Source organism: Chlamydiales bacterium, assembly GCA_016185065.1.
Classification (GTDB): domain Bacteria; phylum Chlamydiota; class Chlamydiia; order Chlamydiales; family Rhabdochlamydiaceae.
Map to the genome: position 1 here is coordinate 92,487 of JACPOL010000008.1, position 23,090 is coordinate 115,576.

The 23,090-nt window shown below is 48.2% G+C and carries 19 protein-coding genes; 2 read left to right on the plus strand and 17 right to left on the minus strand.

Annotated features, from left to right (window positions below):
• Positions 1–65: 65 nt before the first annotated feature.
• From HYX48_04400 to glgX, 4 genes are all read right to left on the minus strand, one after another.
• Positions 66–1,526: a hypothetical protein gene (locus HYX48_04400; GenBank protein ID MBI2743138.1), complete on the minus strand. Its 1,461-nt coding sequence runs from the start codon at positions 1,524–1,526 to the stop codon at positions 66–68.
• Between the two features lie 162 nt (positions 1,527–1,688).
• Positions 1,689–2,933: a hypothetical protein gene (locus HYX48_04405; protein ID MBI2743139.1), complete on the minus strand. Its 1,245-nt coding sequence runs from the start codon at positions 2,931–2,933 to the stop codon at positions 1,689–1,691.
• A gap of 30 nt (positions 2,934–2,963) precedes the next feature.
• Positions 2,964–3,527, minus strand: a complete 564-nt coding sequence (locus HYX48_04410) for a hypothetical protein (protein MBI2743140.1) — start codon at positions 3,525–3,527, stop codon at positions 2,964–2,966.
• Between the two features lie 123 nt (positions 3,528–3,650).
• Positions 3,651–5,684: a glycogen debranching protein GlgX gene (gene glgX, locus HYX48_04415; GenBank protein MBI2743141.1), complete on the minus strand. Its 2,034-nt coding sequence runs from the start codon at positions 5,682–5,684 to the stop codon at positions 3,651–3,653.
• A 197-nt stretch (positions 5,685–5,881) separates the two neighbouring features.
• On the opposite strand from glgX, the gene HYX48_04420 reads away from it, so the two are divergent.
• Complete coding sequence (locus tag HYX48_04420; protein ID MBI2743142.1) at positions 5,882–6,385, plus strand: CesT family type III secretion system chaperone; 504 nt, start codon at positions 5,882–5,884, stop codon at positions 6,383–6,385.
• 219 nt (positions 6,386–6,604) lie between these two features.
• On the opposite strand, the gene HYX48_04425 is transcribed toward HYX48_04420, so the two are convergent.
• The 6 genes from HYX48_04425 to HYX48_04450 form a co-directional block, all read right to left on the minus strand.
• Positions 6,605–7,969 (minus strand): ATP-binding protein, encoded by a 1,365-nt coding sequence (locus HYX48_04425; GenBank protein ID MBI2743143.1) that lies wholly within the window; start codon positions 7,967–7,969, stop codon positions 6,605–6,607.
• Positions 7,970–7,978: 9 nt separating this feature from the next.
• Positions 7,979–9,886, minus strand: coding sequence for a membrane protein insertase YidC (gene yidC / locus HYX48_04430; protein ID MBI2743144.1), 1,908 nt, complete (start codon positions 9,884–9,886; stop codon positions 7,979–7,981).
• A 64-nt stretch (positions 9,887–9,950) separates the two neighbouring features.
• The gene (locus HYX48_04435; GenBank protein ID MBI2743145.1) at positions 9,951–10,478 is read right to left on the minus strand and encodes a leucine-rich repeat domain-containing protein; all 528 of its coding nucleotides are present in this window, start codon (positions 10,476–10,478) and stop codon (positions 9,951–9,953) included.
• Between the two features lie 228 nt (positions 10,479–10,706).
• On the minus strand, positions 10,707–11,588 hold the full coding sequence (locus tag HYX48_04440; protein MBI2743146.1) for a leucine-rich repeat domain-containing protein: 882 nt from the start codon (positions 11,586–11,588) through the stop codon (positions 10,707–10,709).
• 17 nt (positions 11,589–11,605) lie between these two features.
• A complete protein-coding gene (locus tag HYX48_04445; GenBank protein ID MBI2743147.1) occupies positions 11,606–12,715 on the minus strand; it encodes a hypothetical protein in 1,110 nt (369 codons plus the stop codon).
• A 71-nt stretch (positions 12,716–12,786) separates the two neighbouring features.
• Entirely contained in the window at positions 12,787–14,781 is a 1,995-nt protein-coding gene (locus HYX48_04450; GenBank protein MBI2743148.1) for a hypothetical protein, read from the minus strand.
• Between the two features lie 245 nt (positions 14,782–15,026).
• Between HYX48_04450 and HYX48_04455 the strand changes: the two genes are divergently transcribed.
• A complete protein-coding gene (locus tag HYX48_04455; protein ID MBI2743149.1) occupies positions 15,027–15,428 on the plus strand; it encodes an acyl-CoA thioesterase in 402 nt (133 codons plus the stop codon).
• Positions 15,429–15,618: 190 nt separating this feature from the next.
• Here the strand turns inward: HYX48_04455 and menE are convergent, their stop codons facing one another.
• The 7 genes from menE to HYX48_04490 are packed head-to-tail and all read right to left on the minus strand — an operon-like array spanning position 15,619 to position 23,086.
• Positions 15,619–16,923 carry an o-succinylbenzoate--CoA ligase gene (gene menE, locus HYX48_04460; protein ID MBI2743150.1) on the minus strand — a complete coding sequence of 435 codons (1,305 nt, stop codon included), beginning with the start codon at positions 16,921–16,923 and terminating at the stop codon, positions 15,619–15,621.
• Positions 16,895–17,821: an o-succinylbenzoate synthase gene (menC, locus tag HYX48_04465; protein ID MBI2743151.1), complete on the minus strand. Its 927-nt coding sequence runs from the start codon at positions 17,819–17,821 to the stop codon at positions 16,895–16,897. Before menC ends, menE begins: the two co-directional genes overlap by 29 nt.
• Positions 17,821–18,690, minus strand: a complete 870-nt coding sequence (locus HYX48_04470) for a 1,4-dihydroxy-2-naphthoate polyprenyltransferase (protein MBI2743152.1) — start codon at positions 18,688–18,690, stop codon at positions 17,821–17,823. The genes menC and HYX48_04470 overlap by 1 nt, the downstream gene beginning before the upstream one ends.
• A gap of 8 nt (positions 18,691–18,698) precedes the next feature.
• The gene (gene menB, locus HYX48_04475) at positions 18,699–19,550 is read right to left on the minus strand and encodes a 1,4-dihydroxy-2-naphthoyl-CoA synthase (protein ID MBI2743153.1); all 852 of its coding nucleotides are present in this window, start codon (positions 19,548–19,550) and stop codon (positions 18,699–18,701) included.
• Positions 19,541–20,290 (minus strand): alpha/beta fold hydrolase, encoded by a 750-nt coding sequence (locus HYX48_04480; GenBank protein MBI2743154.1) that lies wholly within the window; start codon positions 20,288–20,290, stop codon positions 19,541–19,543. The genes menB and HYX48_04480 overlap by 10 nt, the downstream gene beginning before the upstream one ends.
• Complete coding sequence (menD, locus tag HYX48_04485; protein MBI2743155.1) at positions 20,260–21,975, minus strand: 2-succinyl-5-enolpyruvyl-6-hydroxy-3-cyclohexene-1-carboxylic-acid synthase; 1,716 nt, start codon at positions 21,973–21,975, stop codon at positions 20,260–20,262. Before menD ends, HYX48_04480 begins: the two co-directional genes overlap by 31 nt.
• Positions 21,956–23,086, minus strand: a complete 1,131-nt coding sequence (locus HYX48_04490) for an isochorismate synthase (GenBank protein MBI2743156.1) — start codon at positions 23,084–23,086, stop codon at positions 21,956–21,958. Before HYX48_04490 ends, menD begins: the two co-directional genes overlap by 20 nt.
• Positions 23,087–23,090: the final 4 nt, after the last annotated feature.

Sequence of the window (23,090 nt, forward strand, 5' to 3'; positions counted from 1 at the left end):
GGGCAAATCTCCAATTTATGGTAAATGCCCAGCATACCAAGAGCCTATTTTCTGTGAAACTCTTCCTATTTCTTTTTAAACTCGTCGAAGATCTTTTTTAATTCCGGATGCGCTCTATTATAGGGAGTTGCTGTATGTGAAAGAGGCGCCACTTTATGCGGATTCGCTCCATGGCCGAGTAGCTCTCTTAACACTTGAACGTAATACTCCCTGGTTGCCTGCGTGGTCCCATAGTAGGAGTGTAGAACCGTTGTAAAAAAGAGTGGCGAGCCGAAATCTGGATCCGCTTTGTATTTTAAAAGAATTTTAATGGCCTCTAATCGACTCTCTGAACCATTTTCTGAGTCCTTAACCGTTAGGGAGAGGATCGATTCATCTCTACCGACATGATAGAACGTGGAGCTCGCATTCATTCCATGTTTCAAGCAGAGCTCAAGTAGATCGTTGCGCTTCTGAGCGATTAAAAAGAGTGCAACAGGTTGGTTGTGGCCTGTCCATTTTTTGTATTCGGGGGTGAAGTAATCGATGTTGGTGTTCGCACCACCTTTGATCAAAACCTCAATGTTGTGAGCGGTAGGTTTTAAGCTTGGATGCGCCTGCTTGCTGAGCGCCAGCAACAGGGGTTGAGGGTGAAGCTTAGGTGAACCAGAGAGATTCGGATATTCGACAAGGCCGTTATTGTTAACGATTAGCTCCATCGCCTTCCAGTCGCACGCATCGATCGCGTTATAGATCGCAGGAACAAAGCGTCCCTTGTCATGATATTTTTCTAAAGCATCGATGAGCTCCTTATTACCTGTCTCTCTTGCTTTTTCCAGAAGCTGGGCGTCATTCAACTTTACTTGCATAGGTTTTGGCGCTGGAATTGAAAGGCACGCAGCCAGCTGGTTGCAGCGGACAAGAGCCATCAGAATGTGGCCTGTAGCTTCGATGTAGTTCTCTTTTCTAAGCTCGGCTTGAGCGTGATAGATTCCCACTAAAATTTGCATTGAAAGAGCGGCAATCGCCAGTTTTAAACCTCCATCAAGCATCAGAGCTAAATAGAGAGAGTTATTCAAGATTGTCAGGCAGCTCTCTGCTAGCTGCTCATATTGACCGTTTTGAGCGAATTCAATCACTCTGCAGATTTCGATTAGAAGATCGTGGCCCGTTGTAATCACCATGCCCATCGGGTGAGCAAAAATAGTCGCTGCCACAGCTGCAACTGAAACTATAGTCTGTACAACTGCTGGAGCGAGCTGGTTAAGATCATTTGTCTGATAGCTTTCGAGGAGTTGAGAAATAGAGCCAACTGTACGCATACCGCCCATCACAAGAGAGAGGGGCAGGCTAAGAGGTTTATATAGTGCAAGAAGGGGAAGTGAGGCGATTGCGGCGCGTGTGCTCTGGTCTATCCAAGTCTGTTCGATTCCTGTTGCCTGGGAGATCTTTCTAGATACATTAGGAAAGTTTTCTAAGTCATTACCGTACTGGCGATGGAAGATAGTTGGCAGAGAAGAGTTTAATGCATCTGTTATTGCTGACATAATTACACCTTTTTATTGTTTGTTTTCGAGTATTATATCATTAAATAAGCTTGAATGTAACTTGTATAATTAATTAAATTGTTATAATAAAATTTAGAGTTGTTGTTAAATAAAAAGGGCGCCAAATGGCGCCCTTTCAGTTTACGAGTAGAAGCTCAAAGCTTATCCATTATACCCGTTGAGTAGCTGGATAGCCGCTCGTTGAGTAGATGTAATTACCGATGGGCTTCTGAGATAATATGACGAAATCGTATAGAATTTTCGCGACTCTTCGTCATAGAAAAAACCTCTTGGATCCATTCCATATCTCAGGTTGAGAGCAAGAAGATCAAGACGGTTATTTCCGATTAAAAAGAGAGCAAAGGGCTGATTATGGCCTGTAAACTTTTTGTAGAGCCTAGAGCGATAGTCAAAATTGACATTTGCCCCGCCATTAATTAGAGCCTCAATATTATGCACTGTGGGTTGTCGAGGGTTGGTCAGATGCGCCTTGCTCATAGCCAACATGAGGATCGGAGGGTGGATCTTGTTCGAACCATAGAGGTTTGGATGTTCGACAAGGCCATTATTGTTAATAAGCAGCTCCATCGCCTTCCAGTCGCACGCGTCGATCGCATTATAGATCGCAGGTACAAAGCGGCCCTTGTTGTGATACTTTTCTAAAACCGCAACAAGCTCTCTGTCTTCTACTTTTTTTGCATGTTCCAGAAGCTGCGCGTCATTTAGCGGCTTTTGTGCTGGTTTGGCACAGCCGATATTATAGACCACAATGCATCCAGCTAGCTGATTGCAGCGTACGAGTGTCATCATGATGTGGGCTGTAGCTTCGATGTAGTTCCCTTTTTCGAGATCCGCATGAGAGTGGTAGATTCCAGTGAGCACCTGCATTGTGAGCGCAGCGATTGCAATCTCTAAACCCCCGCTCAGCATCATCGTTAGATAGAGGGAGTTGTTTGCGATGATTAGGAAGCTCTCTGTCATCTGTTCATACTGACCCTTCTCTGCAAGTTCGATGACTTTGCCGAGCTCAATCAGAAGATCCTGGCCTGTTGTAATCAACATACCCATCGGGCTTCCGAAGAGGGTTGCGGCAACAGCCGCTGTTGAGACCATCGTCTGTGCAAGAGCTGGAGCGAGCTTAGAAATATCGCCCTGCTGATAGCTTTCAAGAAGCTGAGAAGCCGAACCCACTGTACGCAGACCTCCGAAAACGAGAGAGACTGGTACGGCTAGAGGTTTATAGAGGGTTAGGAAGGGGAGGGCGGCGACTGCCACGCGCTTTCCCTGGTCGATCCAAGTCTGTTCAACTCCTGTCAGTTCGGATACCTCTCTAGAAGCGTCGGGGAGGTTTCTTACGTCGTTGCCAAACTCACGGTGAATGAAGTTCATATTTAAAGCGTCTGTCATAGTGTTCCTTTAATTAATTTTTTTAATTCTTTAAGTAGTGATGCTGATCTCGTCCCACGCGTCGACGAAGAGATTGTCATGAAGTTCATCGATGGTTGTGTCGATGCTCTTATTTAACTTGAGGATAGCTGTGCCGACGGTTGTATTAAGCTCACCGACTTTACGATCAAAATTTAACTTGTCATTGATCGATTCATTGATAGCTTTGAGGGAAGGGACGATCTCATCATATTCAACTTCACTCTCAGAGAAGTCGATAAATGCAGCGACAGAACATATAATAAAATTTTCAAATGAGAGGAGTGCTCCAAAGGCTCCATGGGCGATAGCGAGGGTGTTTAGCACCTCTACTTTAGAGAAGGTAAAGAGCACGGCAGTCAGAGTAAGCGTCATAAAGACGAGGCGTGCGACCCCTTCGATGAGGGAGAGCAGAGCCATTCCTACCAGAGGAAGCGCCGTTCCAAAGTAGTTCTCCGATCCGGGCTCTTCGCTCTCTTTGCAAGAGGGTAGTAGTTCAAATTTTGTTAGAGCGCTTGTAGCGCTAATGGTAATTAAGGTTGCTGCATCATCAGAAAAAGGTTTAATACCGTCCATAATTAACTCCGTTGTTAATGTTAATTTCCAACAATTATAATACTAATTAAAATTAACAACAATTATCATAATTAATTAAATTTACATCACAAATATTTTAATATTGTGATTGTAAAAATAATTTTAGAGGCTTTCTAGGATTAGGGAGGAGTTGGGAGGAAGGTCGTAGGTGTGTTTAAGGGGGGCGTGCATGCCTGGATTTTCGATGAAATCGTCTGGGGAGGGGGCAGAGGTGTCTACAACTCTGTACCACTTTTTGTGAGGTGGCGGCTGAGGCAGAGTGATATGTGCATGTTGGTAGTGTGCATTGAAGGCGATGTAGAGCTGGTCGTGAGGGCTTTTTAGAGTGTAAGCAACGAAGCGGGAGGAGGGGTCCCAGTTTGGCTTTGAAGGCTCATGCCCATGCCACTCGACCTCTTCTGTAGTGAGGAACTCCGTGCGGCGCAAAAGTGGGTGTCTAGTGCGGAAGTGGATGAGGAGCTTATAGAAGCGGAAGAAGGCGTTATGTTCTTTTATCTTGTCCCACAAGAACCAGTTGAGCTCATCGTCATGGCACCAGGTGTTGTTGTTTCCATGGCGCGTGTGTGCATACTCGTCTCCCATTAAGATCATAGGGGTTCCGAGTGAGATCATGAGTGCGACATGGAAGTTGCGCATCTGCCTTTCACGCAGAGCGATGATGCTATGATCGCTCGTCTCTCCCTCAGCTCCGCAGTTCCAGCTCTCGTTGTTATCCATTCCATCGCGGTTCTCCTCACCATTAGCTTCGTTATGCTTGGTGTTGTAGGAGACGAGATCTTTTAGGCTGAAGCCATCATGTGCTGTGACGAAATTGACGCTATGGTAGGGCGAGCGATCTCTTCCGTAGAGGTTCTGCGAACCGGAGAGGGCAGTTGCAAAGCCTCCCGCACACCCGTCGCTTCCCTTGATAAATCTGCGGACAATATCTCGAAAGACGCCATTCCATTCACCCCAGCGCCCTTCTCCGGGAAAAGAGCCTACTTGGTAGAGGCCAGCTGCATCCCACGCTTCGGCAATGAGTTTTGTTTTTGAAAGAATCGGATCTTTGTTGATCGCCTGAATAATAGGCGGGTTTTCAACCGGAGCGCCAGTCAGATCTCTTGTGAGGATAGAAGCGAGATCGAAGCGGAAGCCATCGACGTGCATCTCTTTTACCCAGTAGCGAAGAGAGTTTAGAACATGCTCGATGCAAGCAGGGTGGTTGCAGTTAAAAGTATTGCCGCAGCCCGTGAAATTCTGGTAGTGCCCCCCGGATATCATGTAGTAGTCGGGGTTGTCGACTCCTCTGAAGGAGAAGGTTGGTCCCTTCTCACTGCCTTCGGCTGTATGGTTATAGACCACGTCTAGAATCACCTCGATCTTATGCCTGTGCAGCTCACGGACCATCGTTTTGAACTCTGTAATTGCAGAGTGCCTCTCTCCCTTCGACGCAAAACGGTTCATGGGGGCAAAGAAATTTATTGTCGAGTAGCCCCAGTAGTTGAAGAGTCGTTTTTTGGTGAGTGGATCTATGTTCTGATTTTCGCACTCATTGAATTCGTGAATCGGAAGTAGCTCAACACAGTTGACCCCGAGCTCTTTTAAAAAAGGAATTTTTTCGATAAGCGCGAGGTAGCTTCCTCTGTGGTGAGTTTTACTGGAGGGGTGGTAGGTAAACCCACGCACATGCATCTCGTAGATGACAAGATCCTGAACTCGCAAGTTTGGATTTGGAACCCCTTCCCAATTAAAGTGGGAGTCTAAGACGAGTCTACTGCGGGGAGGCGGACTTCCTGCCGGAACACCCTCTCCCCAGACGTGAGAGGTTGTTAGCTCTAAAGAGCAGGGATCTGAAAGAATCAGGTCTTTATTAAATAAGAGACCTTTATCAGGCTCATTTGGTCCGTTAATACGGTAACCATAGTCAAAATCAGCAGGAGCTCCTTTAACTAAGATGTGCCACTTCTTATCGCTTTTGTGAGTTTTTGGATCTAATGTGATCTCTTTAAAAGGAGTTGTTTCGCCTGGTAGAAATAGACAGAGTGTCACTTCGGTTGCGTGTTCTGAGAAGAGGGCAAAATTAACGCCGCCGTTGAAGCGCGAAGCTCCAAGGGGGGCTGGCTCACCTTTTAGGATAGTAATTTTTACTTCTGTCATTTTTTTCTTTTTACAGTTTTCTTATTTTTGTTGCAGTTTTAAATGCTAAGCATGTAAAAATAGCGCTTGGTCCGGAGAGTGGCATCGAATTGAATCTATAGGTTCTGTAGCTTTTATTCGATTTCTCTCTCGTATTAAATTCTGGACAGAGATACATTGAGAAAAGATTTTTATTTAATTGAAAGGAGGACATATTCATGTCGCTGGAAAATGCCAAGGCAAACCTTAAGGAATTTGGCAAAGAACTCAACCTAGAAGGTTTAGCTTTTGACGAAAACCACACCTGTATTCTCGGCATCGATAATACCTTTTCACTTCACCTTACTTATGAGCCAAACTCAGATCGTCTCTATCTCTATTCGCCTATTCTTGATGGGCTTCCAAAAGATGATAAGATCCGTCTGAAGCTCTATGAGTCTCTCCTCGAAGGCTCGATGCTCGGTGGACAGATGGCTGGCGGCGGAATCGGCGTTGCAGTTCCTGAAGAACTAATCCTCATGCACTGCGTGCTTGAGATGGGAGTGGGCGCTGATCCTAACTCTCTCAGACGTTTTGCTCCTCTCTTTGTAGAAGCAGTTGAGAGATGGAGAAAGAAATCTAAAGATGTCATCGAAGGTCGTGAAGACAAAGATGACGACGACAAGAAGAAAAAATCTATTGTTCCACCGCCAAAACCTGGCGATCGTTTCATCAAGATCTAATCTTTTCCAAATCCCCTGCTCAATCAATCAGCAGGGGATTTTTCTATCCACACGCCCCGCGTAAAATCAGAGGGGAGTTTACACAGAGATCACAGAGACACAGAGAAAGAGGAGAAGATCATCTTTTCTGCTCTCCGCAGAAAAGATGGATGCTCTGCCGCTTCGCGGCAATTTTTCTCTTCCTTCTCTTTCTCTGTGATCTCTGTGTAAAATTCTTCTTTATTTGAGGTGTGAGAGGATCGCTGTGTGGGCGGATGCGCTCTCGGCTTCCTGAGCTTTTAGCTTCTCTTCAACCATTTTAACGCTTGCCATAACTGTTGAGTGGTCGCGCGAGAAGAGCTGGCCAATTTTTAGGTAGGGGAGCTTTAGCAGCGATCTGCAGAGATACATCGCCATCTGCCTTGGAAGTGCAGCTTCGCGGGCTTGCGACTTTCCAAGAAGGTCGTCTGTGCGCATTCCGTAGTGGTCGGCAGTGGACCGGACGATCTTTTCTGGGGTGACCTCTCTCTTTTTTTCTGCTTCGATTAGATCTTTTAAATAGTAGCGGGTCATCTCAAGATCGAGATCGCATTTTCCGCTTTTTTTCGTTTGCGTGCGCATCACGAGTGCATGAATAGACTGTTCAATAAATTTTGTCTGCCCATGGAAGGTGGTGTTGAGGAAGGAGATCGCCTCTGGAGAGAGAGAGAGGTCTAGCGCGTGCGTGCGTTTTGCTATCCACTCATCGACTTCAAGGGGAGTGAGCTTTTGCAAATGGAGGAGGATGCCCCACTCAAATCTGCTAACGAGTCTGGGTTCAATAGCATCGAGCTGATGAGGCAGCGTATTTGCACTGAGGATGAGCTGCTTGTTAGCTCCATAGAGTGTATTGAAGGTGTGGAAGAACTCCTCTTGAGTCGCGCTTCTGCGTGAAAAGACATCGACGTCGTCGACAATCAGCACATCTACATGCCGATAGGCCTTTCTAAACTCCTGCATCGCTCCGTTTCGGATTGCTGCGACGACATGCTCTGTGAAGGTCTCTGCGCGAATGTAGAAAACAGAGAGGCCCTGTTTGCGCAGCGCGTGAGCGCAGCCCATGAGCAGGTGAGTTTTCCCTGACCCGCTCTCGCCATAGATAAAAACGGGATTTAATCCTTCGGTTCCAACTTTCGGTGAGGTGGGCTTGCTTTCTGTGCGAGAGAAGCCGCTCATCTCGCTGATAAATTTAAAGGTGAGCTCGTTGGGGGGAGAGACAAGAAAATCATCAAGAGTGGCTGCGGGATCAAGGGTGTCTTCGCTGAGATCAAGAACGGGGCGAAAGGCTTTAGTTGGCTCTTTTTTTGGGAGAGCTTTGGCGTCTACCTCCGCCTCCGGAAGAGAGAGGTGGATCTTGATCTGTTTTCCGCTCTGATTTAGGAAGCTGCTCTTCACCTTTTTGCGAAGGTGCTCTTCAAACCAGGCGATTTGAAAGGAGTCTTCTGCTTTTAAGTAGAGGTTGCACGCGTCAAAGTTGACGACTTTTAAAGGCCTCAGCCAGCGAGCGATCGTCTCACGGCCGAGGGTCTCTTCTTGCTTGGTCAGAAACTCTTCCCATGCACGCATCTACTCTTCCTATTTCACCCTCTGAATGTGGGGATTGATCGGCTTGTTCTTCCTCGTAATCAGCCACTGCTGAAGGATGCCCAAGAGGATAGAGAAGAGCCAGTAGAGGTTTAGTCCTGAAGGGAAGTGGTAGAACATCACTGTAAAGACGATGACCATGATGTTGCCCATCATCTTCTGCTGCTTCTGCTGGTCTGTCAGCTGAGACTTATCTTTTGGAATTGGAGAGCTGATCTTCTGCTGCCAGTACATCACGCCGCCAATGAGGATGGGGAGGAGGTGAAGCTGAGTGCCGAAGAAGATGATCGGGTAGCTCCAAGTGAAGACGACATCAGGAGCAGTTAAGTTGTCGATCCAGTAGGGGATAAAACTTGCACCGCGCAGCTCGAAGGTCGACTTTAGAAGGTCGAACATACCGATCAAGAAGGGGAGCTGAATGAGAATCGGCAAGCATCCAGAGAAGGGATTAACTCCCTTCTGCTTGTAGAGAGCAACGATCTCGAGTTGAGCCCGTTTTGGATCTTTCTTGTGTTTTGCCTGAATGGCTGCAACTTCAGGAGCGATCTGCTGCATCTTGGATGTAGACTTAATCGACCAGCTGTTGAGGGGATAGAGCATTACTCTCAAAGCGATCGTCAGAAGAATAATCGAAACTCCCCATGAACGTGTGATCATGTGGAAGATATTCATCAAGAAGAAGAGAAACTTAGCAAATGGCTCTGAAATGAACGAGAACCAGCCGTGGAAGCTTTGAGAAGAGATGTAGTTAGGATTGTACCCCTTCTCAGGATCGGAGTAGGTAGCGTCTACTGTTTTCAGCACTTTGCTGGCAAAGGGGCCAGCGAAGATGCGAAACGACTGCTCGTTTGAAGTGTTGCGGAGGGGGAGGCTAATCTCGTAGCCCGGGTACTTATCCGCAGGATAGAGCTTATACTGCGCATCAATCACGGTGAGTCGTGTTGGATCGGACTCGCCAGGAACGCGGAAGACTGTGAAGCCGCTATCGATCTGTGTAAGCGGATCCATGATGATTCCTAGGAATCCGTTTGAGTTGCAGACCCAGTCTGGCTGAAAAGAGGTGACAGTTTCTGAATTCTTCGGTAGGTCGATCTGCTCTACGCTTGCTTTTCTGCTGCTTTGAGCGCGGTACTTAAGTACAGGAGTAGAGCTTCCTGAGATTAGCTCCACTTCAGGAACGCCTGAGGTGAGGTGAAGGTCTCTGACATCTCCATCAACTTTAATTGTAAGGTCGAAGCAGTAGGGAGCAGCTTTAGGGTCTGAAGGGAAGGAGAAGCGCTTGGTAATGCGTCCCTGACCGAGAGAGCCTTCGAATTCGATAAGGTCCTTCTCTAGGCGTTTTAACTTAAACTTAACCTCTTCGCGGCTAGGATCTGAAGAGACGACATTGCATCCATAATAGCCAGGAGGTGTGCGTGCTGAAACCTTGCCTCCTGCTCCTAGAATGCTGCGGCGTAGAAGGGGATAGTAGCCGCCTAGAGTGCGCTTCTGAACAAGAAGAGGAGCTCCTCCCTGAGGATTGGCTTGATAGTAGTTACTGTTTGGAAACCAGACGGTTTGGGGGTACTTCTCTTTAAGCACTCTGTCGAACTCGATCTCGCGAATCACGCTGTCAGGGTGGGACTCGCTCTTGAGAGGAAGGTTGATGGCAGACAGAGAGCCGCCGATATTCGAGAAGACCAGCTGCTGATAGGCGTTCTCTAGAACGTAGAACTCTTCCCCCGCATCATTCGCAGTAGGAGGAAGCTCGGTTTTAACGAGCTGCTTGGAGGGAGCGCCAGCACTCTTTTCTATTACCTGTTTTGGCGCTGTGGGCTGTTCGTTTGATGAGAACCAGAGGTTTACACCAAAAAGAGCTGCAACGAGTGCAAAGACGAAAATAAGAGAGCGTTTATCCATTGGCATGAGTCCTTAGTTAGAAGAGCCATCGTAGCATATCAAAGAATTAGGAAGAAAGCAGTGTCTACATGATTGTGCATTTTCCACCGGGCGCTTTACGAAAGGGGCGCGGATTTCCAGTAGATTGGATCGTAGTTAGTTTTGGAAGTGTTCGAAGCGCATCTGGGTAGTTTTCTAATTTGTTGTTTCGAAGGTCGATCTCTATTAGATTTTTCATTTTGCTAAGGCCAATATCAGAGATAGCAGAGATCTGGTTATTGCTGATATCAAGGCCCACAAGACTAGTTAACCCCCACAAGGCGTCGGGAAGTTCTGTTAATCTGTTTTTATGTAAAGAGAGATACCTTAATCCCGTAAAGTAGGCGAGTTCTCTAGCTGGTAACACGCGGAGATCTCTTTCTCCTAGGTTCAGCTCCGTTTTCTCTGCGAGCGTCTCTCTGTTCTTTTCCATCCATAAACGAATTCTTTCTGCTCCCTCCGCAATAGGTAAGCTCTCAATCTCCTTATCTGGAGACTCCTCTACAGCGTAGTAGATAGAGACGATAGCCACATCTTCAGCGTTATACGCGGCTATTTCTGATGTCGATGTCATATTCAAACAAAAATTTAACTGCGCGCTATCTTACGCCTAGTAATTTTTTGAGCGCAACTTAATTCAGCTCTCTTTTTTGGAGTGCGGCGACTCGGCGCCGCTTTTCTCGAGATCGACCTGGCGATCTCTCTTTTTTTAAGATGGAACAGGATCCAGCTTCGCTGGGACGATCGCCGCTACCTAGGTTAGGGCAAGGCAATCCTGCTTATCCTGTTTCTCCCTACGTAATCATACTTTGGAGAGGCGTTTTGCGAGTTCTACGAGGAGTTTGAAAGCTTTAGCATCAGAGTGTTTTACCTTCGAGCAGCAGTTGAATGCGTCGTGCAGCGCAGAGATTGGATTGCCATTTAAGAAGAGTGCGGTAAGAGTGCGTCTTGCAAGAAAAGGGGGGAGTGATGTGAATCTGTTGTTTCTTAAGTCTAGGCGCGTGATGAGGGTAAGGTGCTGTAGTGAGCTTGGGAATGTGCTGAGCTGATTGGAGCTGAGAATTAGTTCTTTGACTCCAGTCAGAAGCCCAAGTTCTACTGGAAGAACTTTCAGCTGTTTATTGGAGAGATCAAGCCTTTTGATCTTAGTAAGAGTGTGCGCATGCTCTTCCATCCACCTGCGTGCAAGTGCAGCTTTTTCAAGGCAGAGAGAACCTACAATGCCCTCTTCTATTCTAAAAGTCTTTGCGGCGGGAATTTGAGAAGCAATCTTTTTGAACATAAGAAGAAGCGCTCGGTCCGACTCCTCGAGAAGCGTTTGCATCATCGGAGCCTCGGCAATAGGAGCGAGAGCTAAAGGGGATCTTCCTTTTATATTTTGCTCGCATGTGAAACCAGAAAGTTCTGACGTAGATGCAAAGTCCATGACTCTGCTAAATACGCACTCCAGCTGCTGCTCATAAGGGAGCTGAGGCGAGGGGATGATCGTGAAGCGGAGCAGCGATGTAGTTGATTTCCAGGCCTCAACGACTAACTTGCATCCTGTGGTATCAAGTAGCGCCCGGTCGCCCGTATACACCATGACAAGCGTGAGAAGATCTTTTGGCCAGTTTGTTGATTTAAAGATATCAGAAAAGCAGGTCTCTTTCTCCGGCACAGATCGAAGGGCTACTTGTTGAGTCACATAAACCTCACTAATTTTTAGGCGCAGATCAATTTACATCCCTTAAGCTGTTTACTTATCTGGACGAGTCTGGCATCAGGGATGTTACTATTTCCTGAATAATTTAGACTTTTCAATCTTGAACACTTACTAAAGTCGGCTTCACCTGCCAGGTTGTTATGCGATAGGTTTAGCTCTTGTAAGGTTGGATGTTCACAGAGGGAGGGCGGTACAAAAGTGAGCTTAGACATCCTGAGTTCAAAGCTACGCAACTTGGGTAGCTCTCCAAAAAAATCTGGCAGCACGTGGATCGAAGTGACATAGATCTCCAGAGCTTCAAGATTTACTAGATTGCGTAGAGATTGAGGTAGATAGGAGAGCTCGGTTCCGCAAATTTCCAGATATCTCAAACCTGTAAGAAAGCCGATTTCAGGAGGAATGAGTGTAAAAAGCTTGAGTTCACGTCTATCATCCAGCTTTAGCTTTTCGACTCCCTTCAATAGCTCGACATTTTCAGACATCCACTTGCGGATGCGCGCTGCTTTTTCATTCCCTGGGAGATCGCGAAATCCCTCCTCTTGCAAGAGAAAATCTTTAGCTGGTTTAAGTTGCGATGCGATCTTTCCAAATAAAAAGAGAAGAGAGTTATCGAATCGCTCGAGTAGCTTTCTCTTTCTTGAAATCTCCACAATAAAGGAGACCTCTCCGATCGATCTTTCTGTTTGAAATCGTCGAAACACATAGTTCCGGATCGTGCTGTGACGCGTTAGATCATGAATGCTTGAGAAGATGCGAAATACCTGGGCCTGCTTTGAGAGCGTAACTGGGACGGTGAGTGTGAATTGGTGTAGTGATGGATCACCACGCCATTTTTGAAGAAAATAGTCTGTAACTCTTTCTGGGTTTCCCGCACTTGTGGGATCTTCCAAATGCTCTAGATCGAGATTGTCGTATCCGAAATACTCCCAAACAAGGCGTCTGACTCCAGGAGGTAAAAGAGCTTGTGCTTCACAAAAGACGACATTCGTAGTTTCGGGCTCAACGCGAATCTTCTTTTTTGCAGGCTGCCCTTGAAGCTCTCCATCTGCTTCCAAGCCTGCAATGGTTGCGGTGCGTTTGACGCCAGTTGGGGCTGCGAGTGCTGTCATGAGATTCCTCCCTTTAAGAGAGGCAGAATCATAGCATAGGCCGGACAAAAGTCTATTTTTTAAAAAATAGATTACGCTCTTTTCTCGAGTTCGGAGAGGAACTCAAGGAAGTCGGAAGTTCCGCGCAGCCCGTCTAGCCACTCGTCGCAGAGGATCTCCTCCAGTGGGGGGAGGGATTCAAACTCCTCCGCCTTCTGCAGGAAGCGCATCGCCTTCTCATACTGACCAAGCAGCGAGTAGAGGCAGCCGAGATGGTAGTAGGCCTGTAGATTGCCCAGTTTAGCGGACTGGGTGATCTTGAATTCGGCTTCACGGTAGAGCTGGTCGGCTTCGCTTGCATCTGAGGTGCGCTGAGCGCTGTTGATGAGAGTGAGTGCGAGGTCCAGGAGCGCCTGGTCGTTCTCAGCATCGTGTTTAATGGCGAGCCTAAAGTGGTGGATGCCGCGCTGGAACTGCTCGCTGTCTCCGCTAAGCTCACCGAGATGAGAGAAGCTGAGCCCCAAGCGGTGGTGGATGTTGGGGAAGTCTGGGTTGAGCATCAGTACATGCGAGAGGATCTCGATGGCGCGGGTGTAGAGCGTCTCCTCTTCGTTATGGTCGGCGAGCTGATCTAGCATGCACGCATACTGGAAGAGCCAGTCGGGATGCACGTAGAGTGCGTTCTTCTGCAGTCCGAGCGCATATTCAAACTGCTGAACAGACTGTTCGATCCAGTGGAGCTCGCCTGTGAGCTCGGATAGCTTCGCATATGCGGATGCGTAGTCGAAGATGTAGTATGTTGAGGGGCTTAAGTCGATCGCTTTCGAGTAGAAGCGGAGTGATTTTTCTATCGCCTCCAGATCTCCTTCAAGAGCCCCGACGCCCGAGTAGGATTTTGCGATCCCATGCCAGAGCATCGCACAGGAGCGGTTAATAGAAAGTCCCTCTTGGAACTTCTCAATTGCTTGGTAGAAGTAGTCGTAGTCGCCGAAGTAGTGACCTAAAGAGTTTAGGCAGACTCCTTGCGAATATAGAACTTGAGGATCATCTTTTGAGAGCTGAAAAGCTGTTTCTAACTTGTTCTGCGCCTCGTGAAGAAGTTCGAGCTGGTCGCATAGCATCCCCAGAAGAGCAAGCGCCTCTCCCCAGATCGCATAAGTGAGAGGGAGGTTGGGATTGCAGACGTGGGCTCTATGGCACTTTTCTATCGATGAGCGCAGATGTTTAATGTCCTGGTTGAGCTTTCCAGACTCTAGAAGGAAGCGCGCCCAGACAAGCCAGAGGTCGGTATCTTCGGGGCGTAGCTGTGCCGCCGATGAGAAGCACTCGTTCGCTTGGGTAAAGTGGTCCTCATCGTGAGTCTGGCTGTAGAGGTGCATGAGCGCTTTTGCAAGGCTCGACCAGCCTTCAAAAGAGTCCATCGAAATAGAGATCGCTTGCTTAAAGCAGCTCATCGCCTTCACATGCAGACGCACATCGTTGATCTGCTTTGCCATGTTTAATGAGGCGTTGCCGTAGTCGATCCAGAATTCGGCAGGGAACTTCTCTTGCAAGGAGGAGGCCTTGTGAAAAGCATCGAGTGCAGAGTAGATATCGACAGCTTCTCCAGAGTGAGCTGCAACGCGCATGCGCGCTGCGCCGTAATCCCAATAGAGCTCTGCAAGGGAGTCGTATTTCTGGTCAGCAGCAACTTTTAATGCTGTGCGGTACCTAGCTTGCGCATCTTTAAAGTAGTGGAATTCGTTAAACGTCTTTCCTAAGAGAAATAGCGCATCTCCCCATGCGTGCCAGATCTCAGTTTGATTGGGAAGAAGCTTGGTAGCAGCTTTCAGTTTTTTGCACGCGAGAAGAAGCGTTTTTCCATGCCCCTCTTCACTTCCATACTCAAAAAAGGCGAGACCCTGCCTAAAGAGGTAGGCTCCATTTGTCGGATCGAGTTTTGTCACCTGTTCAAAGCAGGAAGATCCTTGAGCGAGCTCTCCTTTTAAGAGACACGCTTCACCTTCGAGCATAAGGCTATCTGCTTGCTGACAAAGTAGAGCGGAGGCGGGCTCCATCTCTTGGACATCAGGATTTAGATTTATCATTTTTTAGCCTTTGGACATTTGGAAACGTGCGGGGAAAACTCGGGATTATAGGAGAGGGGGTTTTTTTGGCCAACACTCCTGATGGGGTTCTCGCAGACTAAATAGTCTTTGCTATTTTTCCTTAATCTCTAATTTTTAATAGGTTGAGCTTAAATTTTTTCTTATATACATAACAAAAAATTTAATTAACTTGCCAAAAAAAATCTTGCGTGTGTGTAGAGTTTTGTATTAACTTGCTCCCCTAGATGTTTAATTACAAGACGCGGATACACCTTCGAGACACGGATGCCACGGGCGTTCTCTACTTTGCAGAGCAGTTTAGGCTCTGTTTAGAGGCCTTTGAGAACTATCTGGGGGAGTCGCAGCTGCCGCTGCAGAAGCTCATCGACGAGAGCGCTTTTCTTCTGCCCATTGTTCACGCAGAGAGCGACTACGCCCTACCGCTCTATGCTGGGGATGAGATCTCTATCGCGCTTTCGGTAGGCAAGATCGGTACCACTTCATTCACACTGCAATACAAACTTTTTAAACAGGGCAAAGAGGCGGGCCACGCCTCAATCGTCCATGTCACCGTCTCGCAGGAGACTCAAAAGCCAGTTCCCATCCCCGAAAAACTCTCCAAGCTCCTCTCCCACTTACAGAAATAATATATAACAGGATCCGCTTCGCTGGCAGGATCGGCGCTAACCGCGCCGGCAGGATGGAGAGAAAGAATTCTTTCTTTTTTCTTTCTTATCCTGACGCCCCCCCAGCTTTAGCTAGGAGGCGATCCTGCCAGCGAAGCGGATCCTGTTATTTTTTCTTTTGCTGCGCTTCCAATGCGGTGTTGATAGAACGCTACTTTCGGGAGCGCTTGATGCCGGGTTCGGAGGTGGCAGGAAAGGGGAAGATTCTTCGAGGGAGCATGTGTCTTGGGAGGAGTGTCTTTAGTTGAGCGAGGAGCGTCTCTTCCGAGAAGGGGAGCTCTGAGCTGATGAAGGCGTGAGCAACCTGGCCAAACTCCTCGTCTGGATGGGGAAGCACCAGGGCTTCCAGGATGCCTGGAAGAGAGAGAAGCACCGACTCTATCTCTTCGGGAAAGATATTCTCGCCGCCAGAGATAAAGAGAGAGTCTCTTCGCCCGAGAACCAGGAGACGTCCATCTTCGGTCACTGCTCCGCGATCTTTAGTGTGAAACCAGCCCTCTGCATCTAGGGGAAGGTTGAGGCCTTTCTCTCTGTCCCAGTAGCCTAAGAAAAGGGTTCTCCCTCTAACCAGAATCTCTCCCTCATCACTTAATTTAAGTTCTCGGTACGGAAGGAGTCTTCCAGCTGTGAGTCTGTTTCCTTCAACTTTTGGGGAGAGGTCGAGCGTCATGGCAGCGCACATCTCGGTCATCCCATACGAGCTGAAGATCTTATAGCCCTTGGAAATGGCCTCTTCAAATAGACGTGGACTTAGAGCGGCACCGCCAAGAAGAGCCCCTTTAAGGTGAGAGGGAGAAGATGGGAGATCCCTACAAAGTCTAAAGAGCTGTGTAGGCACGAGTGAAGCGAGTGTAGCCCGATGCGCTTCAAGGGATTTTGCAAGGGGAAGATTAGAGATGATCAGGGCAGCACCTTTGAGGAGGACCCTGAAGAGCAGAATAAGACCAGAGACGTGAAAGAGGGGGAGAGGAAGAAGCCATCGATCATCAGTTTCAAGAGGGAGCCTCATCGTAGACCCCTCTGCACTTGAGCGCAGATTTTCGAAAGAGAGGGCGACGATCTTTTCGGGGCCTGAGGAGCCGGATGTAGGCATAAGAACTGCGATGGATGGTTCGCTCTTTGTAGATGCGGCTCGTGTGCAGCTCATCTCTTCCAGGTCGATCACAAATTTGGGAGCAAATGCAGATAAGATCCTCTCTTTGCGCGGCTCGGGGAGTCGAGGATTAAATGGGCAAGCAACCGCATTTAATTTAAAGAGCGCTAGATAGAGAAGGATAATCTTCTGATTATTTGTGCAGGAAAAAGCGACGCGGTCACGCTCTTCAACTCCCCAGTTTTTAAGCTGTTTACAGAGAGTCTCTACCTGCACTGCGAGCTCGTGATAGCAAAGTGTAAACGCATCAGTAATAAGTGCAGGCGCGTTCGGATTAGCAGCAGATGAGATCGGAGAGGACATGGAGGCGTTCTTTGTTAAGAGTAGGGGGCTGGTTAAGAGTGAGAATGCCTGAAGAGATCCCTAGGGGTGCCACCAGAATATCCTCTTCTAAAAAGCTGTAGGTATCGAGCCCTAGAGGTTTGATAGGGAGATCTAATGCGTGAGCTAAGAGTGCAATCTGACTGATTCCAACGCCTGATTCAAAGGAGCTGCTAAAAATAAGATCCAGATTATGTCTCTTTGCTGCTTCTGCGAGTAGCTTACCCATCTTAAATCCTCCCTGGAGCGTTGGCTTAAAGATAAGGGCTTTCAGCTGAGGGATTTTTAGAAGATACTCAAGCGGAGCTTCTCGAAGAGATTCGTCCACGGCTAAAGGGAGAGGGAAGTGAAAGAGATCCTCGATACGAGAGCAGGGCTCTTCGATATAGTCAAAATCTTCGGGAGAAAATTCGGAGAAGAATTTTAGAGATTTATCCAGGGACCAGGCGCGATTTAAGTCGATGCGCAGAGAAAAGGTGTTTTTCAAAGTCCGTATGAGAGAGCTCGCCTCCTCTTCAGAGAGAGTGCTTAGTTTTAGTTTTACACTTGTTACGCCTTCTCGAGCGCATCTTTCTGCTTTATTCATGATCTGGCGAAAGCTGCCAACAAGAAGAGATGAAATAGGAAATTTAAGAGGTAGAGAGGGGCTTGGGAGCTTTGTGCTCTCGATTCCAAAGGCAACGGAGGGGAGAAGAGGTGTTTTGGCTGAAAGATTTATCAGCTGAGCATGCGCCTCTTCCAGAGTCTCCAGGCTCCAGCCAGGTAGTGGAGCCACCTCTCCAAAGCTTGTGCGTCCATCTTCAGTTGTGAGTTCTAGAATCAGCCCCTCGCGCCTGGGAAACCCTTTAACGGGTAGAGAGTAGGAGTAGAGTTTAAGCACTAAATGATCCACCCGATTGAGAAGAGGAGAGTGTAGAGGAGGAGTAATCCAGCTGTCTGCTTCAGAAGAGTATTAAACATCCCTGGACTATCATCCTTTAATAGCCTAGCTGCCATAAACATTGCGGGAAAGAAGATGAGCGATGCAAGTAGTGTAAACGGATGCTCCTGCCTCCAGATAAGAGGTGTTAAGATGGCAGAAAAGAGAGCTGCAAAATAGAGGAGTTTTCCAATCTCGGCACCTGCTCGCACACAGAGCGTTTTTTTGCCCGCTGCGCGATCTTCGTTTACATCGCGGAGATTGTTCACCATCAAGATCGCCCAAGCGAGCATGCCAGGTCCAATTCCAGCATAGAGCGCATCTAGTGAGAAGTGATGCGTCTGTAAAAGGTAAGTTCCCGAGGTTGCGATCGGACCGAAAAAGAGGAGAACGAAGATATCTCCGATGCCGAGGTAGGCGAGCGAGTAGCGGCCTCCGGTGTAGAGAAGTCCGAGCGCAATCGACACTGCAAGCAGTAGCGCAAAGAGAGCCCCTCCCTCCCAAATTAAAAAGAGACCTAGTAGAGCTGCTAGTGAAAAAACCAGAATGAACGCTCTTCTGATTTCCGAGGGAGAGACGAGCCCTGCTTGCGTGACGCGTACGGGCCCCTTTCTCTCAGAGGTGTCGGCTCCTTTTATAAAATCGAAGTAGTCGTTTGCAAGATTAGTTCCAATCTGGATTGCAACGGCTGTAAGCAGTGTGAAGAGAAGAGTCGAAAACTTAAATGGGGCCTCTTTTGCAGCAATGAGTGTGCCGATAAGAACTGGACTTATACTTGTAATGAGCGTTCTAGGCCTTGATGCCTGAATCCAAACTTCAACTTTTTGCATCACAATCCTTATGGCCGTTTCGGAAAGCGAGAGAAGTCGGGCGGGCGCTTCTCTAAAAATGCGCGGTGACCCTCTTTTGCCTCATCGCTCATATAGTAGAGGAGTGTGGCGTTGCCAGCTAGCTCTTGAAGCCCAGCTTGGCCGTCGCAGTCGGCATTAAGTGCGGATTTTAAACAGCGCAGAGAAAGTGGCGAGTGCATGAGCATCTCCTGACACCAGGCGACTGTTGTTGCCTCGAGCTCTTCATATGGGACGACACAGTTGATGAGCCCCATCTCTAATGCCTGCTGAGCTGTATACTGTCTGCAGAGAAACCAGATCTCCCTCGCCTTCTTCTGACCCACAATGCGCGCTAAGTAACTCGCTCCGTAGCCGCCATCAAAAGAGCCGACTTTCGGTCCCACCTGTCCGAAGATAGAGTGCTCTGCAGCAATTGTTAGATCGCATAGGACGTGCAGAACGTGTCCCCCGCCAATTGCATACCCAGCTACCATCGCAACAATCGGTTTTGGGCAGGTACGCATCTCTCTTTGAAAATCGAGGACATTGAGGCGCTCTGTGCCCTGCTCGTCAGCATAGCCAGCATCGCCTCGTATCTTCTGATCTCCACCTGCACAGAAGGCCTCGCGGCCTTCTCCCGTTAAGATGACAACTCCGATGCTACTATCGTTGCGCGCATCGCTTAGAGCTTGAGACATCTCTTTTACCGTGAGAGGGCGAAAAGCATTGCGGACGTGAGGTCGATTGATTGTGATCTTTGCGATTCCACCTTGGGCCGTCAAAAACTTCTCATATTTAATATCTTCAAAAGTTCCAGCACAGGTCCATGAGAGGTCGGGCGCTAGTGTCTCTATGTGCATGAGGGCTCCAAAGTTGTTGCAAATTTTCTAATAGCCTGCGCGCACGCTAGGGGGTCTTCAAGGTGCAGCGCATGCCCGCAGTTCGGGATCGTAACAAACCGATCGGCGGCGAGCAGTATAGTGTAAAGTTCTCTGTATTTCAAATCCTCTTCTCCGCAGATGAAAAAAGCCTCTCTTGGGATAGTTGAAGCAGGTTTTAAACGACTCTGGCTAAAAAGCCGCAGTGCAGCTGCAAGCGTACGCGGGTCCTGTTTTTTGCGGCGCTCGAGCATCTCTGTGAAGAGCTCTTTCTTCTTTTTTAGAGAAGAGAAGAGGGGCTGCTCATACCAGAGCTCCAAGAACTTCTCAAAAGGAGCTGTTTTTAACAGGCGCTCCCACTTCAGCTCTTCTGCTGCTTTTGCCGTGTTGCAACCAGCAATACCAGGATCTGCTGAGATTGCTATGACTTTGGGGAAGGTAAGGGGAAGCTGACGCATCGCAGAGAGAGCTAAGCGCCCTCCCATCGAATAGCCGATGAGTGTGCAGCTCTTGATTCCATGGAGAAGCACTCTTTTTTCCAGTGCAGATGAAAAGTCGCTTGAAAAAGAGGAGCCGTGTCCTGGTAGGTGAATGGCAAGGCAAAAAAAGTCGGATTCTAACTGCTCAATTACAGGATCCCAGTCTTGAGCGCTTCCTAAAAACCCGTGCAAAAAAACAAGAGGCGGATTTTCTATTGAACCGCAGATAGAAGAGAGGAGCATAAGTGTCTTGTGATCTCTTGGTGTAGAGAGTAATTTTCAGCTCGATCTGTGCACATCTCAATCAGGCACGACCCTTCTGTTTTTAATGCTTTTTCCAAATCTTCTGGTGCTTCCACTTTATAATAGGGGAGATCGAAGAGCTCAGCTGCTTTTTCAAAGGTGAGAGAGTGCTCTGCCGCGAAGAACTCCCCCATGAGATTCTCTTTCTGATTTTTTCTTCCTGTAACCGGCAGAAAGGAGAAGATCGCGCCCCCGCCGTTGTTGATCAACATGAGAGCCACAGGATATCGACTCTTTTTCACAAGAGCAAGCGAGTTTAAGTCGTGCAGGAAGGCGAGATCTCCAAGTAGAGCGAGGGTAGGCCGCTTGGCTCCCTGAGCAATTCCCACAGCCGTCGCGATGTTACCATCGATCCCTGAGAGCCCGCGATTTGCAAAGATAGGGCCTATTTTCTCTTGTGGAAAGAGGAAGAGATCTGCATCGCGCACAGGCATGCTATTAGAAATAAAAAGAGCCCAATCGGGTGATAGGTTGCCTGCGAGATAGTGAGCAAGGCCAGGCTCAGTTAGGCTGCTAAATTCGGAGAAGATCTTAGGTAGCTCTCCAGCGATGTGATGGGAGAGGGATTTTAAACTCTCGAGCCACTCGTTTTTATCTCTACTTGATTTTAGATGAGGAAGCAGAAGCTCAGAAAAACGTACTGGGTTTGAAAAGAGCCGGTGTGTGACCTGGTGTTTGGGATCGTGGCGAAATGGGTGATCTGCAACGTAAAAATAGTGTTTGGGCTTGCATGAGCCGATCCATTCAGCAAGGGTTTTGGAGACGGGCCTGCCTCCAAAGTGTAGAAGTGTATTCAGTTTAAGGTCGTTGCAAGTTTTGAGAGTAAGATCGTAGTAGCGGATGAAGTTATCGCTCTGTTTTTCCGACCTTAGACCTGAAAGGATATCTCCAAAGATCGGCCATCCTAGCTTCTCTGCCAGCTCATTTATTGAAGCGAGCTCTTCGTGCGAATTAAGTTCTCCACATAAGATAAGTCCGCGCTCTTCCACAGAGAGAAGCTCAGCCCACGATTTCAACGTCTTACTCGAGGGCACGGGTTCCACCTGTTCGTAGTGTGTAGAACTCATAAGAATTTTTTCGGGAGCTGCTTCTGCCGAGAGTGGTTCGCGGAACATACAGTTCAGGTGGACTGGCCCTTTTGGAGAGTTTAAACTGCGGAAGACGGCCTGCGCGACTGTCGTCCCCAGATAAGCATCTGTTATCTCGCTTGTGGGACAGGGGAGTTCTGCATACCAGCGCACGTAGCTTCCGAAGATTTTTACCTGATCGGCTACCTGGTTAGAACCATTGTCTCGGAGTTCGGGAGGTCTATCTGCAGTGAGAAGAATAAGAGGGATCTGCGCGTGAGACGCTTCCATTACAGCGGGGAGAAGATTTCCTACAGCAGTTCCCGAGGTGACAACAATTGCAGTCGGAGCACCAGAAGCTTTTGAGCATCCCAGTGCATGAAATCCTGTGCCTCGCTCGTCAAAGTGAACAGTTGCGCTAACTTCAGGGTGCTCAGCAATGGCAATAGCTAGAGGCGTTGAACGCGATCCTGGAGAGAGAGAGAAGTGCCGTACGCCTTGGCGCACCAGCTGATCTACGAGGAGCCTTGCCGCTCTTTCATTTAGTGTACCCGTCATCAGTGCTGCTCCACAATCTAGTAAAGGGTGCTATTTTCTGCTCAAGCTCTTGCCACTCATGATGAGGACAGGAACCATCCACAATACCCGTGCCAGCAAAAAGATGCAGCTGATTTTGTTTTACCAGCGCACTGCGAATGCCGACTGCAAACTCTGCACTATTAGTGCTTGCCCAACCGATAGGCCCCGCATACCAGCCTCTATCGAAATCTTCATGATAAGGCAGTAGCTTTAACGCTTCATCTCTAGGAGTGCCGCCCACAGCAGCAGTTGGGTGAAGCAGGCGGATGATCTCACTGTCGCCAACTTGGTTTAGCAGCGTTCCTGAAAATAGGGAGACGAGGTGCTGCACTGTCAAGCTCTTGTGCACTGAATTTCCCTTTTCAAACTCAAAGTTGGAGCAGAGAGGCCCAAGAGCAGAAAGAATACTCTCTTTTACTAGCATGAACTCTCTAGTCTCTTTTTCTGAAGCGAGAAGCTCTCTTTCTAGCTCTGTCTCCTCTTCTTCACTCTTTCCACGCCTGCGCGTTCCTGCAAGAGCGTGTGTGAAGATATTTCTGCCCTCTCTTCGATAGAGCTTTTCTGGAGAGGAGCCAATAAAAGCAGAAGATGAGTCTGGCTGGAATGCAAAAAGAGTTGTGCTAGGGGAGTTTTGTAGAGCCTTTAAAAGATCGAGAGCGCTTAACGGCTTCTCAAAAGTAAACGTGGATCTTCGAGCTGTAACTAGCTTGCTCAGCTCCTTGCTTTTAATCCTATCCAAGCACTTCTCGATGCCTTTTTCCCAGCAAGCAAATGGGGGCGTATCGCTTCTAGTAAGCGGAGTAGCCTGCGCGTGGGTATAAGGGTCTGCATCCTCTCTTTTTTTTATGAGAAGCAGCTTCGGTTCAAAGAAGAGCTGTCTTGGAAAACCCTTCCAAGTGCCATCCTCCTTCTCTTCAAGAGAGAAGGCTCTGCCTCCAAAGAGACGCATAGAAGGTGTTTCGGTATCAAGTGGGGGGAGGTGGTCGAAGGTTCTGAGAGCGCCTGCTGCTGCGATCTCCTCTTTTTCGCTTCTCCAGTAGAATTTTGGGTAGAGCGTCTGCTCATCTAACCAATCAAGTAGCTCACTCATCAGT

Bases quoted from the DNA above. Each gene is read 5' to 3' on its own strand.
- glgX (MBI2743141.1), bottom strand. From the start codon at position 5,684: ATGACAGAAGTAAAAATTACTATCCTAAAAGGTGAGCCAGCCCCCCTT.
- menD (MBI2743155.1), bottom strand. From the start codon at position 21,975: ATGACGGGTACACTAAATGAAAGAGCGGCAAGGCTCCTCGTAGATCAG.
- HYX48_04410 (MBI2743140.1), bottom strand. From the start codon at position 3,527: ATGGACGGTATTAAACCTTTTTCTGATGATGCAGCAACCTTAATTACC.
- HYX48_04445 (MBI2743147.1), bottom strand. From the start codon at position 12,715: ATGACAGCACTCGCAGCCCCAACTGGCGTCAAACGCACCGCAACCATT.
- HYX48_04455 (MBI2743149.1), top strand. From the start codon at position 15,027: ATGTTTAATTACAAGACGCGGATACACCTTCGAGACACGGATGCCACG.
- HYX48_04470 (MBI2743152.1), bottom strand. From the start codon at position 18,690: ATGCAAAAAGTTGAAGTTTGGATTCAGGCATCAAGGCCTAGAACGCTC.
- HYX48_04425 (MBI2743143.1), bottom strand. From the start codon at position 7,969: ATGCGTGCATGGGAAGAGTTTCTGACCAAGCAAGAAGAGACCCTCGGC.
- HYX48_04435 (MBI2743145.1), bottom strand. From the start codon at position 10,478: ATGACATCGACATCAGAAATAGCCGCGTATAACGCTGAAGATGTGGCT.
- menB (MBI2743153.1), bottom strand. From the start codon at position 19,550: ATGCACATAGAGACACTAGCGCCCGACCTCTCATGGACCTGTGCTGGA.
- yidC (MBI2743144.1), bottom strand. From the start codon at position 9,886: ATGGATAAACGCTCTCTTATTTTCGTCTTTGCACTCGTTGCAGCTCTT.
- HYX48_04480 (MBI2743154.1), bottom strand. From the start codon at position 20,290: ATGCTCCTCTCTTCTATCTGCGGTTCAATAGAAAATCCGCCTCTTGTT.
- HYX48_04420 (MBI2743142.1), top strand. From the start codon at position 5,882: ATGTCGCTGGAAAATGCCAAGGCAAACCTTAAGGAATTTGGCAAAGAA.
- menE (MBI2743150.1), bottom strand. From the start codon at position 16,923: ATGTCCTCTCCGATCTCATCTGCTGCTAATCCGAACGCGCCTGCACTT.
- HYX48_04405 (MBI2743139.1), bottom strand. From the start codon at position 2,933: ATGACAGACGCTTTAAATATGAACTTCATTCACCGTGAGTTTGGCAAC.
- HYX48_04450 (MBI2743148.1), bottom strand. From the start codon at position 14,781: ATGATAAATCTAAATCCTGATGTCCAAGAGATGGAGCCCGCCTCCGCT.
- HYX48_04400 (MBI2743138.1), bottom strand. From the start codon at position 1,526: ATGTCAGCAATAACAGATGCATTAAACTCTTCTCTGCCAACTATCTTC.
- HYX48_04490 (MBI2743156.1), bottom strand. From the start codon at position 23,086: ATGAGTGAGCTACTTGATTGGTTAGATGAGCAGACGCTCTACCCAAAA.